12 protein-coding genes are annotated in these 15776 nt (G+C 42.7%); 6 read left to right on the top strand and 6 right to left on the bottom strand.

The genetic code is table 11. The annotated features are described in order from the left end of the window. Positions 1-368: 368 nt before the first annotated feature. The 5 genes from dnaE to cysE all read left to right on the top strand — a co-directional run bounded on the left by dnaE (position 369) and on the right by cysE (position 7220). Complete coding sequence (gene dnaE, locus JFC08_RS11880) at positions 369-4079, top strand: DNA polymerase III subunit alpha (RefSeq protein WP_198330849.1); 3711 nt, start codon at positions 369-371, stop codon at positions 4077-4079. Positions 4080-4311: 232 nt separating this feature from the next. Then, positions 4312-4689, top strand: a complete 378-nt coding sequence (locus tag JFC08_RS11885; protein ID WP_045455494.1) for an Hpt domain-containing protein — start codon at positions 4312-4314, stop codon at positions 4687-4689. Beyond that, entirely contained in the window at positions 4689-5570 is an 882-nt protein-coding gene (locus JFC08_RS11890; protein ID WP_198330850.1) for an RNA methyltransferase, read from the top strand. The genes JFC08_RS11885 and JFC08_RS11890 overlap by 1 nt, the downstream gene beginning before the upstream one ends. 115 nt (positions 5571-5685) lie before the next feature. Next, the gene (locus JFC08_RS11895) at positions 5686-6129 is read left to right on the top strand and encodes a YtoQ family protein (protein WP_198330851.1); all 444 of its coding nucleotides are present in this window, start codon (positions 5686-5688) and stop codon (positions 6127-6129) included. A gap of 188 nt (positions 6130-6317) precedes the next feature. Beyond that, positions 6318-7220, top strand: a complete 903-nt coding sequence (gene cysE / locus JFC08_RS11900; RefSeq protein WP_244656511.1) for a serine O-acetyltransferase — start codon at positions 6318-6320, stop codon at positions 7218-7220. Between the two features lie 111 nt (positions 7221-7331). Here the strand turns inward: cysE and JFC08_RS11905 are convergent, their stop codons facing one another. Beyond that, positions 7332-7874 (bottom strand): DUF924 family protein, encoded by a 543-nt coding sequence (locus tag JFC08_RS11905; protein WP_198330853.1) that lies wholly within the window; start codon positions 7872-7874, stop codon positions 7332-7334. A 177-nt stretch (positions 7875-8051) separates the two neighbouring features. On the opposite strand from JFC08_RS11905, the gene JFC08_RS11910 reads away from it, so the two are divergent. Then, positions 8052-8786 (top strand): glucose 1-dehydrogenase, encoded by a 735-nt coding sequence (locus JFC08_RS11910; protein WP_198330854.1) that lies wholly within the window; start codon positions 8052-8054, stop codon positions 8784-8786. A gap of 1111 nt (positions 8787-9897) precedes the next feature. Here JFC08_RS11910 and JFC08_RS11915 read toward each other — a convergent pair. The 5 genes from JFC08_RS11915 to hisC form a co-directional block, all read right to left on the bottom strand. Beyond that, positions 9898-10452 carry a 2-amino-4-hydroxy-6-hydroxymethyldihydropteridine diphosphokinase gene (locus JFC08_RS11915; RefSeq protein WP_227697761.1) on the bottom strand — a complete coding sequence of 185 codons (555 nt, stop codon included), beginning with the start codon at positions 10450-10452 and terminating at the stop codon, positions 9898-9900. Continuing rightward, the gene (gene folB / locus JFC08_RS11920) at positions 10445-10855 is read right to left on the bottom strand and encodes a dihydroneopterin aldolase (RefSeq protein ID WP_198330855.1); all 411 of its coding nucleotides are present in this window, start codon (positions 10853-10855) and stop codon (positions 10445-10447) included. Before folB ends, JFC08_RS11915 begins: the two co-directional genes overlap by 8 nt. Before the next feature lie 49 nt (positions 10856-10904). After that, positions 10905-11867: an EamA family transporter RarD gene (gene rarD, locus JFC08_RS11925; RefSeq protein ID WP_055124102.1), complete on the bottom strand. Its 963-nt coding sequence runs from the start codon at positions 11865-11867 to the stop codon at positions 10905-10907. 307 nt (positions 11868-12174) lie between these two features. Then, positions 12175-14481 (bottom strand): bifunctional prephenate dehydrogenase/3-phosphoshikimate 1-carboxyvinyltransferase, encoded by a 2307-nt coding sequence (locus JFC08_RS11930; RefSeq protein WP_414707421.1) that lies wholly within the window; start codon positions 14479-14481, stop codon positions 12175-12177. 129 nt (positions 14482-14610) lie between these two features. Further along, positions 14611-15753 (bottom strand): histidinol-phosphate transaminase, encoded by a 1143-nt coding sequence (gene hisC, locus JFC08_RS11935; RefSeq protein ID WP_198330856.1) that lies wholly within the window; start codon positions 15751-15753, stop codon positions 14611-14613. Positions 15754-15776: the final 23 nt, after the last annotated feature.

The following is a 15776-nucleotide window of genomic DNA, read 5'->3' on the forward strand; positions in this document are numbered from 1 at the left end:
GTCATAATCTTTTTACTTTTCGCTTGTTTTAAAACTAATGTACCACTTTTATAAAAGATCTACTATAGTAAAACTAGCAGTACATCACACCATCTAAAAACAAATGTTTATTTTATCGAATATTAAGACAAAACACAGCAAAATTTCACCTTTATAAATAAGAAAAACAAATCCTCTCACTCAGATTAAACCCTTTGAATCAGTGGCTGTCTACGGCAAATAATGCTATTATTGACGACCCCATTTAAAACGTATCAACATGGCTATCGAGGTCTTATTTACCTTTGAACATCCATATAAATAACGGATACATATCCTTTATTTTATCGATAGCTTATAGCTTTTGATCGTACTAGTAAGAGTCTTCTATGGCATTTGTACACCTTGGCATCCACAGCGAATATTCAATCACTGATTCTATCGTGCGTATCAAGCCGCTAGTGAAAGCTGCGGCGGCTGACCATCAGCGCGCGCTGGCATTGACCGATTTGTCCAATCTGTATGCCACGGTGAAGTTTTATCGTGCTTGCCTAGGTGCGGGTATCAAGCCCATTATCGGCAGTGAAGTCATCATGGAAAATGAAGACACTCGGCTCACCCTACTCGCGATGGACAACGAGGGCTATCAAAACATCACTCGTATCGTATCGCTCGGCTTTACCGAAGGACGCGCCGACGATGCCAATCATGGTGTACCAGTCGTCAAGCGCAGTCATATTTTAGCGCATGCGGCAGGCGTGATTGTCTTATTTACTGAAAAATCAGATGTCGGTCAGGCACTGGTTGGATCTATGCCAGAAAAAGCCGATGAGCTGCTAATAGAATGGCAAGCGCAATTTGCTGATCGCTTATATTTTGCGATTAAGCGTACCAATCGCTCAGGTGAAGACGCCTTTATTAAAGCGGCTATTCATTCGGGTGCTAAGCATCATATTCCTATCATTGCTCATAATGACGTGCGTTTCTTAGAGCAGGATGATTTCGATGCTCACGAAGCGCGGGTTTGTATCGCAGGCTCCTACGTACTTGCCGACCAAAATCGCCCGCAAACTTATTCTGATGCGCAATATCTTAAAACCCAAGCACAAATGCAGCAGCTATTTGCTGATATTCCGCAGGTTATAGATAATACTTTGCGCTTAGCAAGCCGCTGTAATGTGACGTTGACGCTTGGTATCAACGTACTACCTGACTTTCCTGTGCCTGAAGGTGAGACCATTGAATCGTTTTTCCGCGCAGAATCAATACGGGGTCTGAATAATCGACTAGATAAACTATTCCCCATCGAGAAACGTAGCGATAATTGGATCGAGTTTCGCCAAAGATATGATGACCGCTTAGAGTATGAGCTAAAGGTTATTCTTTCAATGGGCTTTCCTGGTTACTTCCTCATCGTCATGGACTTTATCCGCTGGGCAAAAGCCAATGGCGTACCAGTCGGTCCTGGTCGTGGTTCTGGTGCAGGCTCACTCGTTGCTTATTCGCTCAATATTACCGACCTCGACCCTATTCATTACGACTTATTATTTGAGCGCTTTTTGAATCCCGAGCGTGTGTCCATGCCCGATTTCGATATTGACTTCTGTATCGAAGGTCGCGACCGCGTTATTGATTATGTGGCGCAAACCTATGGTCGTGAAGCGGTCTCGCAAATCATTACCTTTGGTACGATGGCAGCAAAAGCGGTAGTTCGAGATGTCGCACGCGCGCAAAGTAAATCATACTTCCTTGCCAGCAAAATGTCGAAACTTATTCCCAAAACACCGGGAATTACGCTCAGTCAAGCATTAGAGCAAGAGCCACAGTTAAAAGACTTAATCTCTAATCCTGACAATATGGATTATGAAGATGCCACTGAAGTGTGGGAGATGGCGATTAAGCTTGAAGGCATTTGCCGGAACGTGGGTAAACATGCTGGTGGCGTATTGATTGCGCCGCACAGAATCACAGATTTTAGCGCAATTTATTGTGATGACGAAGGTCACCGTGTCAGCCAGTTTGATAAAGATGACGTTGAAGCGGTTGGGCTAGTAAAATTTGACTTTTTGGGTCTACGTAACTTGACCGTGATTGATGCCGCTGTCAGAAATATCAATCTGCGCCGTGCCAAAGAAGGCAAAGATGCGTTGGTGTTAGAAGACCTACCGTTAGATGATAAAAAAGCCTACAAGCTCTTGCAAGATGCTAAGACCACTGCCGTCTTTCAGCTAGAAAGTATGGGCATGAAAAAGTATCTGGCGAAATTACAACCGACCAACATCGAAGATGTGATCGCCATGTGTGCGCTCTATCGCCCAGGTCCGCTTGATGCTGGCATGGTAGAGATGTATATCGACCGTAAGCACGGTCGCGAGGAAGTGATTTATGACCATCCCAATCTTGAGCCGATTTTAGAAAATACCAATGGCGTTATTGTTTATCAAGAACAGGTCATGCAAATCTCGCAGGTGATGGCAGGCTATAGCTTAGGCGGCGCAGATATGCTTCGCCGTGCGATGGGTAAAAAGAAACCTGAGGAAATGGCTAAGCAGCGCGATATTTTCATTACTGGTGCAACCGAGCAAGGTATTGATGAAGCGACATCAGGCGGTGTGTTTGATTTGATGGAGAAGTTTGCCGGTTACGGTTTTAACCGCTCGCATTCGGCTGCTTATGGCGTGCTCGCTTATCAGACTGCGTATCTAAAACAATACTATCCTGCTGAGTTTATGGCGGCGGTATTAACTTCCGATATGAACAATACCGATAACGTGGTGTTCTTTATCAATGATTGCCGTGAAAACTTTGATTTGACCGTGGTTAATCCATCGGTAAATCGCAGTGAATGGCATTTCGTTGCCGATACCCCAACCAATATTATTTATGGCTTAGGTGCGATTAAAGGCGTTGGTGAAGGCGCGGTCGAGTCTATCGTTGATGCACGCCGCCGTGAAGGACCGTTTAAAGATCTCTATGATTTTTGTCGCCGCGTTGATATCAAAAAGGTTAATAAACGCACTTTAGAGGGACTGATAAACGCTGGTTGTTTTGATGACTTTGCAGCCACCCTACGACCAGATTTACCAGCCGATGAAGCGTACGAGATTCGCGGCGCATTAATGAGCCAGCTGCCAAGTGCCGTACAAGCTGCTGAACAAGACCGTCAGAACCGTGAAATCGGCATGATGGATTTGTTTGGTGAAATGGATGGTGTCGTCGCCGCGCCGCCACTGGTTATGACGCCAGAGCTGATTTGGGGTGATAAACATCGTTTAAAAGCAGAAAAGAACACGTTAGGATTGTATTTGACGGGTCATCCAATCAATGAATACTTGGATGAGTTAAAACGCTATACCTCAGGCACTCGTCTCGATAAACTGACTGACACGGGCTATAACGGTAGCTGTTATTTCGCCGGATTGATTATTGATATTGCCAACTTTGGTAATCGCAATGTCATTATCTTAGATGACGGCACTTCAAGGCTGGAAGTAAGCTGCTATGCCGAGCGTTTCAATCGTGTCAAAGAACAGTTGAAAATTGATGAAGTCGTCATCATCAAAGGCAGCATTCGTGAGCGTGATGGGCGTTTATTTGCCCGTCTTGATAGTGCCATGAGCATGGTCGATGCGCGCCTAAGATGGATGAAAAAAATCAGTATTAAAATTCATGGCAGCGACATCAATCTGCTGACGCGACTGCAACCGTTACTCAAGTCTGCACAAGCCAGCATTATTCCGGCACCAAAACTGTCTCATGACAACGAGCAAGACGAGCAAAGTGGCAACTTTAATGGCAATAGTGGCTACGATTCTGCGATGGGCGGAAGTTTATATGATGAAAATGGCAATGATTTATTGGCGCTAGAAAATGACATGAATCAAAATAGTGCTAATCAAAGTTATGCCAATAATGCTTTGAGCAATACCGACACCTCCATTAATGATAATTGTCTGCCACTGGGACTGAGCATTTATGAGGAATTTGGCATCGCTAACGTAGGGCTATCTGAGCACTGGCGCATCTACCCCAACGATGATAACTTACAGCAATTAAAGAATATGGTTAGTGAAGACAATTTGCATTTCCATTATAGCTAGGGCGTATCCTCATTTTAAAAATGGTGATAAAAATGAGATAAGTTGCCGTCAAACAAGGAAGATAGCGCCGTTAATATCGAGATATTGATAAGCTATTGACGATGTTTAACAAAATTTAGCCCATTTAGAGAGTAATTGATTGAATTGAGGACACGCCCTAATACCTGAAGAACATTGACGTATTTATTACAAACCCTTTACCGTTTTAACTTTTAGAATTGGACATAAAACCATGGATGAAACCCCAAATAAAAACATGGCTCACCAAGCTGAAGAAATCATTAATCATGAGCAATTTGAAGACATGCGTGATTTGTTAGAAGAAGACTTTGCTGATTTGATACAAGTGTATATCACTGACAGTCAGCAGCGAGTAAGTGCGCTGCGAGTCGCTCAGCAAGAAAATGACAATGCCAATGGTTTTGAGGTTGCTCATGCGCTAAAAGGGGCCAGCGCCAACTTGGGCACGACCCAATTAATGAACTTGAGCAGCCAATTACAAGAGCGCTGCCGCGAGCGTCTTATCAGCGAGCAAGCGGCACTGATTGAAAATATCGCCGTCGCATTGCAACGCGCAGAACAAGAAATCAATCTAAGATTGGGGTTATAATGAGTAATGATTCTACCCCTATATTAGCAGCATCTACTGTCCATCATACGGTGAGCGACTATTTGTCTTGTGTGCAAATCGTCATGGTTAATACCACTTTGCCTGCCAATATTGGCTCAGCAGCGCGCGCAATGCACACAATGGGTTTGTCTCGTTTGACGGTTGTCGATCCCAAGCTACCAATTGATGAAACCAGTGTGTCTCATGCAGCAGGTGGCAGCGAGCTGCTATCATCAGCCTTGATTGCACCTACTTTAGAATCTGCTATTGCGGATTGCCAATTGGTATTTGCTGCCAGCAGTCGCAGTCGTCATTTGCCCCGCCCTGTCGTGACACCCACGCAAGCTGCTAAGATTATGTTTGATTTTATCGATAAACAGTCGGCGTCGAGCAACGCTGATACCCTATCGGCTGCTACTGCTAGTAAACCAAATATCGCTATCCTATTTGGGCGTGAAGATCGTGGATTAACCAATGAAGAGTTGGCTTATGCCGATTATCATATCCAAATCGATGCCAACCCTGCTTATCCTGTACTCAATGTCGCGTCAGCCGTGCAAGTAATCGCTAGCTTTATTTTTGCTTACGCGCAATCACACACTCAGACAGCGGATAGTTTAGATACTGCTTTGGGCACTACTACTCAGCCAATGCTCGATGTACATTTACGTCAGCAATGGGATGAACCCGCCATTACCCAGCAGCAATTGCAACAGCTGACTCATCGCACCACTGAACTGATGGTTCAACGAGGTTTAGCCGATAGTGAAAACTTGAAGTCATTACCATCGCGGCTGTCACGACTGGGCTCACGCTTACAGCTTGATCAAAAAGAATATCAGCTATTAAGCGCTTTGATTGCCAAACTTGCAAAAGACTAAAGCTTTTAATATGCAAAGTTTCTGGCATTGAATTTCTGTTGCAATAACAGCAGTAGCATTTACAAATCCTATGGTTTTAAAAATGATATGATTCAATAATAAAAAGGAATTGATGATGAATTGGAACGTTTATTTGTCCGGAGAAATACACAGCGACTGGCGACAAAAAATCATGCAAGGCGCGAAAGACAAAGGTTTAGACATTATCTTTACCTCCGCAGTCACTGAACATGAAGCCAGTGATGCCGCCGGTGACGTACTCGGTAAAGAAGATAATGGGTTCTGGCGCGACCATCAGTCATCAAAGGTAAATGCGATTCGCACCAAAAACATGATTCAAAAGTGCGACATTGCTATCATTCGTTTTGGTGATAAATATAAGCAGTGGAACGCTGCATTCGATGCTGGCTACTGCGCGGCTTTAGGCAAGCCGTACATTACCCTTCATGCTGAAGATATTATCCATCCGCTAAAAGAAGTCGATGCGGCGGCAATGGCTTGGGCGCAAACGCCAGAGCAAGTTGTTGAGCTGCTAAAATATGTTGTCAGTGATAGCTAAATCATAAATAATTGCCTTTAGATGAATTGTCAATGATTGGCATTTTATCTGTCAGTCGTCTGTTTTTATTTATCGCTCATCGCTATATTTTGTGCTGCAAAGCTGCTATAACTAAATTGATTGTAATCAAAAATACGATAGGACAATTTATGTCATTGCCAACTGCCTTATTCAAATCACTTTCACGCATCAAAAAAGACCTAAAAGAAGATATCGATGCGGTATTTAACCGTGATCCTGCTGCGCGTAATAGTCTGGAAGTCATCTTGACTTATCCTGGCATCCACGCGCTCGTCCTACATCGCGGTGCCCATTATCTTTGGAATCATGAACAAAAACTGGCGGCGCGAGTGATTTCTTATGGCTCACGTATCATCACAGGTATTGAGATACACCCTGCTGCCAAAATCGGTCGACGGTTTTTTATTGATCATGGTATGGGTATCGTTATTGGCGAAACGGCAGAGATTGGCAATGATGTGACGCTTTATCACGGGGTAACGCTTGGCGGCGTCTCTTGGAATAATGGCAAGCGCCACCCTACTTTGGAAGATGGGGTTATCGTTGGTGCTGGTGCTAAAGTATTGGGGCCATTTACTGTCGGTAAAGGCGCCAAAATTGGCTCAAATGCCGTCGTAGTAAAGGCAGTACCAGCAGGTGCGACCATGGTCGGGAGTTCTGCGAGAATGATATCAGACCATCATGATGAAAAGGGCAATCCACTTGTCAAAAAAGTCGATGATGCCAACCAGCAAGAAAAAGTAGCGCAAGCTGCTTCTACAGATAAGGGCAAAGATAAAAAGGCAGTAGATAAAAAACCAATAGATGAAAAAGCCACCAATCATTCAGCACGCGAAACCGCGTTTCAAGCTTATGGTATCGACCCATCCTCACAAGATCCTGTGGCTGAAGCTTTTGCTAAAATGCTAGAGCATATTCAACAATCAGAAAATCGTCTCGATCAATTACAAGCAGCGATGTGCAAAATCGATCCTGACTTTTGTAAAAAAGAATATGATAAATTATGCTTAGAGGATATCGATGTGATTGGCCGTGCCGATATAGATGAGATAGGCACTGAGCAGAAGTAATCTTCTAGCTGTCGTCGATACTGAATAAAAAAGAGGCTATTTAGCCTCTTTTTTCTATTTTGACCAATTGATAAATAGCGCTTTACTGACTAGCCATTTGACAAACAATATTTATAAAAAAGTTGAGTCAGGCTGCGTCAAAAACGCTATTTCTTCGCTACTCGAAACCCGTCCTAAAATGTCATTACGATGCGGATAACGACCAAAACAATCGATAATCACTTTATGTTTAAGCTCAGCATCCACGGTATCTGCATTGGTATATTGCTTAAATAGCTTTTCTGCTTGCTGATGAATCAGTTTCGATTCGCTGTGCATATAAGGCATCAATAAGAACTTGCGCTCATCTATAGTTTCAAGCGCCTCTAATATACCAGCAGCAACCGCTTCTTGCGCGAGCGCGAGACTCATCGCATCTTGGGCAAAAGCCGCTGGCGTATCACGGTAAATATTGCGTGAAAATTGATCCAATATAATAATTTCAGCCAACCTACCCTGAATATTACATCGCCATTCGTATAGCTCTGACGCCGCTGCTTGCTCAAGCAAATCACTGTATCGCTCTATTAGTAATTTATCAAACGCTATGTCTTTCTCAAAAAACTTCTCACTACCCACCTCATTAAAACAGAAATTTAATATGTCGTTGTACATTACTTCCTCACCACATTATTTAAAAAAATCAGCCAAAAGCATTATTCAAATGCTATGTTTAAAATTATCATTTAAAAATATCAAGTATTCACTTTTGGTTTCATAATCACTAAGGAGTATTTAGCGATTGTGTCCTATACTCTTTCATTATTCATAACTAAAAAAACAGGAAAACTCATGGCTCGTTTACAAGATAAAGTTATCATTATTACTGGTGCCGCTCAAGGCATGGGCGAAACGCATGCGCGTTTGTGTATGGCAGAAGGCGCTAAGGTGGTCTTGACCGACATCAACTCTGATAAAGGCGACGCATTAGCAAAAGAGCTTGGCGCTGATGCGTTATTTATCAAACATGATGTCACCAATGAAGATGATTGGGCGCAAGTCGTTAAAGAAACACAGGAAAAATTTGGTCGAATTGATGTCCTGGTAAATAATGCAGGTATCACTACGCACAAATCTATTTTAGATACGTCAGTAGAAGCGTATCGCAAGATTCTAGAAATTAATCAGGTGTCGGTCTTTTTAGGCATGAAAGCGGTTATTCCAACCATGAAAGCCGCCAAACAAGGTTCTATCATCAATATCTCATCAATTAATGGCTTGGTTGGCGGCGCTATCGGTTATACCGATTCTAAGTTTGCGGTACGCGGTATGACCAAAGCGGCAGCATTAGAGTGCGCCCCTCATGGCATTCGCGTGAACTCCATTCATCCAGGCGTCATCGCCACACCGATGATTATGCAAGGTGATACCAAAGATGCGGTTGAAGCATTTGCCAAAACTATTCCGATGAGACGTGTTGCTCAGCCCGAAGAAGTCAGCGGCATGGTGCTCTTCTTGGCGTCAGATGATTCAAGCTACTCGACAGGTTCAGAGTTTGTCGTTGATGGTGGTTTGACGGCGCAGTAAGGCTTTTTAAGCTAAACCATGTGAGTTAGATAAAAGCTGGGCATTTTGCCTAGCTTTTATTTTGAGATTTTTTCAGAAAAATCTTTCGATAGTTTTCATTTACCTTTAACAGCAATTTTCCTATCCACTCCACCCAAAATCATAAAATACTTCGATTGCAGCGATATTCTATTTTATAGGTATCACAGCTTTTAATCAATCCACTAGCTTACAAACTAATTTTCAGTATGAACTCTTGTTCAAAGATAGTAATATGTATACTCCAATACATAAATACTTTTCCTAACCTTTACATTGAATGAGCGTCGAAATGTCAATATAGAAAATCAGAACAGAATCTTCCAATCCACCTAAAGCTAGAAAAATTGTATTTTTATTATCCAAAAAAACATTTTTAATAGCTATAACATTACCGTTTATATTTGGTTATATTGCATTTATAAAATGGGATGCCGGTGCAGCACTTTTAGCATTTATTTTAATTTTTTTACTCGTTTTTATTGGCTTATCTGTATTTGATAAAATAAAACGTTATCTCACAGGTAATGTAGGGGTATTTCATAATAATGTTCATGATCACTATAAGAAACTGGCTATAAGAAATGGGATTAATCCATCTTATGAAGCATCCGGAATAATAATAGACGATAATGCTAAAAAAATTGTTTTTACTATTAATCCCAGTAGTGAACCTCATATCACCATATGTGATTACAGTGATATAATTAGCTACTATCAAGTCAGCACAAATCAATCCAGCACAAGACAAATGAATGTGATTAAGGTGGAAATTAAAGACCCTTCTCAGCCCTTACATAGTTTTTCCCTAGGTAGTGGTGTAGAATCAGATTTATGGATGGCTAGGTTATCAAGTATTTTTTCAAGGTAGAAAGTATCATTTTAAATTCTACGTAGAGCATATTTGGGATGTTAATAAAACAAACAATTTTTAATAATCAAATATCAAAAATAGATTTCCTAAAAAGCATAACGATATAATAAACAGATAGATTCAGTGTAAAAAACGAACTGTACTAGTTAAGCTTTATGCTAACTAGTACAGCTCTTAATACTCCATTTTATTCAAAATTGATATTAAATATCCATAAAACTACGGAATATCTGAAATTAATTCTTCAACCCCTGCTCTTTCATGCGCTTTGAATGGGTAACGATCTGCCATTACAATCCAATTAGACTCTTCAAATTCCTTATTGCTGCTTAGGCTATTTTTATCAGAAACAACTTCTATTAATAGCGTTTCTATCAATAGAATATCGATATCCATCGTAACTTTTTTTATTGGCGTCTGAGCTTCTGTTAGACGCTGCCTATGACAGTCACCCTCAAGATCTTTAAAAACCTGCTGTAACTGTTGCAGTGTCATTGGCTCTCCCAAACGCAAATAAACGCACTGATTGGTATAATCGGGCTTTGGTTGCGCTTCGGTCGATGTAAAGTCAGGATTTTCAAATGCAGTAGATAACTGTATTCCCCCTAGCGCCGCTAGATCCTTTCGGACAAGCGGCAGATAATGTTCAGCTTGATAATTACTGCCTAAAGCCAATAATACTGCCGTCACAGATTGTGTTTGCAACAGTTCAGGCGTCTGCTTTTTTAGCGTTTCAAGACTCAAATCAGCCAAATTTTTATGCATATTATGCATCATCGTCCTTGCTTACAACTGGCTTATCTTCAATGGCCGTTGCATAACGCGTGATCTGTACCCCAACCGCATCGGCCTGCTTGATAGCAGTGGGCTTAGCAATGCTTAAAGTGATTTTATGACAGCTATATTTGGCAAGCAACTTATCAGCGATTTGCAACGCTAAATGCTCTAGCAACTGAGCTTTAATCGCTTGGCACCACGCGCTCACATCATCGCAAACCGCTTTATAATTCAGCGCATCGTTGACATCATCTGAGATAGCCGCACGGCTGATATCTGTTTCAAGTGCTATATCAATCAGCAGCGGCTGCGTGATTGCGCGCTCCCATGCATAAACACCGATGACGGCTTCCACTGTCAAGCCTTTAACGAATACCACATCAGATTCGGTATGAAACATGCTCTCATCCTTGTTTACTAAATTTCAATTAGATTTTGAACTCAGGTTTTTAATTGGTTTTCTGCAACGCCTCTTCACGCAAACGCGCGGCTTTTAGCGCTTTACTAGGGCGATGACGCCATAAGTCAATGCTGAATAATAACAGACCAAACCAAATCAGACCAAACACTGCAAGACGTTGTAAATCAAATGGCTCGTTATAATAGAACACCGCTAAGAAGAAGATAAAGGTCGGTGTCAGATAATTCATAAAACTTAAAATGCTATAAGCAACGAGCTTGGTAGATTTATTAAACAATAACAGCGGTATCAAGGTAATCGGCCCTGCGATCATTAGTAGCCAAATATTCGGACTAAACCAAAAACTCAATTGACTGCTGACCACATCTGCTTGCCAGAACCACCATAAGCAAATCGGCACCAACATCGTTGTTTCGACAAACATAGCATCGACTGCCGTCAAAGGTGTCTGCCGTTGAATGGTGCCATAAGTACTAAAACTAAAGGCTAAAATCAGTGATATCCATGGCAAGCTACCAATCATAACTACTTGAATGACTACGGATAATAAGGCGAAACCGATGGCAACCCATTGCAGCGTACGTAAGCGCTCTTTGAATAAAATCATCGATAGCGCAACGCCCACCAATGGTCCGATAAAATACCCCAAACTGGCTTCGAGAATACGGTCGTGATTGACGGCCCATACATAAGTGAGCCAGTTGGTGGCAATAATCAAACCCGATATAAATGAGAACGCGATCCATCTCGGATTTTTCTTTAAGGTATCGATCCATTGCCAGCGCTTGGTGACTACCAACACGATAAGCAAGCAAGCAAACGTCCAAATAATACGGTGACCGATAATCTCGGTCGCATCGTAGGCGGCCAATTGTTTAAAATATAATGGAAACCCACCCCAGATAAAAAAGGCAATGAGTGCGGTGATGATGCCACGCCTGGTTGTTTTAATGGGCGTAACTGGTTTTTTGATGACGTTTTGGGTGGTCATAGTACAGTACAACTTTTTAGAGCAAAGCGCACTCTTGCCCCATATTAATTTTTATATCAATTCAATGGCAAAAGCGCAGGGTCACTACAGATAGGATATAAGTTAAAAAGCAATGCGCTCATGCCAATATAGGCATCAACACATTGCTAACGATAACAACTTTAAAAACAACATTTACATCAAGGCTAATGAGCAACTTTTTAGACTTTATTGAATGCTGTAGCCAGCATTTTACAAGTCAGCACTTTAAAACTCAGTGTTGCAAAAGCCAATAACACTATTCAGCAAGTTAATATAGTTTGTGGTATTAAACCGCAGCATTATCAACTTTAATAGACATTCCAATGTGATTGGCAAGCTCTGCAAATCCTGGGAAACTGGTATTGACGGTCTCAACACCTTCAATAGTAATTTGCTTGGATGCACGTAAGCTGGCAATTGCAAAACTCATGGCAATACGATGATCATGATGCGAGGTAATATGACCGCCACCAAAGACAGGCTGGCTATTATTGATATTGCTATTTTGACCCTCAATGCCTTTACCTTCGATAATCAAACCATCTTCCGTCACTGTACAATCAATACCCAGTGTTTGTAATCCTTCTGCCATAACTGCAATACGATCAGACTCTTTTACGCGCAGCTCTTTGGCACCAGTCAACACCGTACGACCTTGCGCACAGCTAGCAGCAATAAACAATACTGGGAATTCATCAATCGCTAATGGTACTAAATATTCTGGGATATCAATACCTTTTAGGTTTGAGCTACGAATAGTGATATCTGCGACTGGTTCGCCGCCCACATGTGTCTCATTACTTAGGCTAATATCTGCTTGCATTAATTTTAAGATATCGATAATACCCGTGCGTGTCGGATTAATACCTACTTGCGTCAAGGTCAGCTCGCTATTTTGGCTGATCGCAGCAGCGACCATAAAAAATGCCGCAGAGGATATATCAGCAGGGACAGCGATATCACCACCTGTGAGTTGCCCGCCACCGGTTACACTGATACGGTTGCCATCGACCGTTACTGGATAACCAAAAGCTGAAAGCATACGCTCGGTATGGTCACGACTGACTTCCGGTTGGGTAACGGTTGTGGTGCCTTCTGCCCAAAGTCCAGCCAGCAACAAGCAAGATTTAATCTGCGCAGAAGCCACAGGCATCTCATAATCGATACCTTGTAATGGCTTACCGATAGTCGCTCGACCAGTGATACTAAGTGGCGCTGTACCACTATGACCCGTACTTTGAATGACTGCGCCCATCTTGCGTAAAGGTGCGGCCACACGCTCCATTGGGCGCTTGTTCAGGCTGGTATCACCTGTCAACACGCTGCCAAATGATTGCGCCGCTAAAATACCAGCCAGCAGGCGCATGCTAGTACCTGAGTTGCCCATATACAATGGTGTTTTACTCGGTTTCAGACCGTTCATACCCACGCCATGAATAGTCAATTTGCCATTATCAGGCCCTTCAATGGTCACGCCCATATCACGGAATGCTTGCAAGGTGGCAAGCGCATCTTCCCCTTCCAAAAATCCAGTGACATTGGTCACGCCTGTCGCAAGACTACCCAGCATAATGCTGCGATGCGAGATAGACTTGTCACCAGGAATGGCAATAGTGCCCAATACAGTATTGCTAGGAGTAATATTATAAGAAGCTGACATGGCAGAAGTATCCGTATAAGGGGTGCTGGCTAACATATGGCCAAAATGTCGCCGTGCGGCTTGCGCGCGGCCCAAAAGTCCCATCAGGGCGGTTGAATCTTTATCGATGATAAGCTGACGCATATTCTGTAGGTAAACGCCATACTCATCAAGGGCGCTAACAATCGCGCTTTCGTTGGCAAAAAATATATCGTGCCACATTTTAGGATCACTGGCAGCGATGCGGCTAAAGTCGCGGAAGCCTCCGGCTGCATAACGAAACATATCTAAATTGTCATCATGGCTCGCCAATTGCTCAACCAAATTGAAGGCAAGCAGATGTGGCAGATGACTGGTGTGCGCCAATATGCGATCGTGGTGTTCGGCATCCATTGACATAACGTTTGCACCCACCGCCTCCCATAACTGCCGAAGCTTGGTAATGGCGCTATTATGGGTCGTTGGTAGCTCGCAGATAATGACACTATGATTAACAAACAATGTCGCACGTCTGGCATGATATCCTGAATTCTCTGCACCCGCAATTGGATGCGCTGGAACAAGACCTATAGGCAATGAGCCAAAGACGGCTTTGGCAGCGTCAATGATATTGACCTTGGTGCTACAAACATCAGTAATGATGCAATCAGTGGCAAGTTGTCCATTATCCATCGCTGCTTTGATATCGACAAATACGGCGTGCACCGCTTGTACTGGTACGGCGATAACAATCAAATCACTACCAAACACTACTTCACTTAAGACAGCACTACCAGCGTCTAATAAGCCATGCTGAATGGCTTCGTCGATGCTTGGTGTATGTCTATCAACCGCCACCAAGCGCTCACTCAAACCATTGTCTTTAATGGCTTGGGCAAGGCTTGCACCGATAAGCCCTAGACCAATCACACAAATCTGTTTAAATAACGGCGGCTGAGTATTCATAGACTGCATATTATTGTTTTGATTGCTTATATTGTTTTGCTGGGGACTCACGGCTTTTCTCGTTAAACAAACTAGCGTCAGAAAAATGATTAATAAATTATTTACTTACTTATCCAAAACGACCTAACATACTTATTATCAACTATCAGTCAAGATTGAGCGCAGTGTATCAATCAGGCGCATATTTTCTTCTGCCACCCCTACTGTGATACGCAGCCAATGAGGTAAGCCATAGCTCTCTAATGGACGGACGATAACACCCTGCTCTAGCAATGCTTGATGAATAGAAGCAGCGGTAATGTCTTCCATCTCAACGGCTATTTCTACCATAATAAAGTTGGCATGAGACTTAATAAAACCCAACCCTAACGCGTCAAATTGCTTTTCTAACCAGCGCATTTGCTCATCATTTATCAGACGAGTTTTTTCAATAAAGTCTGAGTCAGCAAGTGCAGCCGCAGCCGCAGCTAAAGCCACTCTACTCACGTTAAATGGTTGACGGATTCGGTTGAGTAAGTCTGCGACAGTCACTGAGCTAAGCGCATAACCGACACGTAAACCCGCCAGTCCATAAGCTTTGGAAAAAGTGCGCACGATGACGACATTATCAAATTCATCTAACAACGCCCGATTATTACTCTCAGGGCTATATTCGATATACGCCTCATCTAATACCACCAATACCGAGCTTGGTATACTAGCCATAAATGCTCGTAACTCTTGAGGTTCAAGCTGCGTGCCAGTTGGATTATTAGGATTGGCGATAAATACTATTTTAGTATTGGGGTTGTCTTGAACCGCTTGATTCATCGCTTTTAGATCATGACCAAAGCGATGGGCAGGCACTTCTATACCTGTCGCCCCTTGTATTTTAGCCAACATTGGATAAACGATAAAGGCATATTGACTGTAAACGATAGCATCGTCAGCACCAGCAAAACTACGCGCTAAAATATCAAGCAAATCGTCAGAGCCATTACCCAAAGTAATCTGCTCCACACTGACATCATTGAAGTCAGCCAGCGCTTGTTTTAGATAGTAACCGTTGCCATCAGGATAACGTGCCAACTGACCCAATTGCTCAGTAATCGCTAGCGTGACGTGCGGTGAGTAGCCTCTTGGGTTTTCATTACTGGCAAGTTTTACCACATCTGAGACGCCATACTCACGCGTCAACTCTTCAATCGGCTTGCCCGTTTGATAAGGCACCAGCTCTAAAATACTATCGTAGGCAGGTACAAGCGGTGATAAATTTGACTCTACTGAATGAGATGACGGCATGATTTATCCTTAGATATGATTTT

It is taken from the genome of Psychrobacter cibarius, assembly GCF_016107535.1.
Taxonomy (GTDB): domain Bacteria; phylum Pseudomonadota; class Gammaproteobacteria; order Pseudomonadales; family Moraxellaceae; genus Psychrobacter; species Psychrobacter cibarius.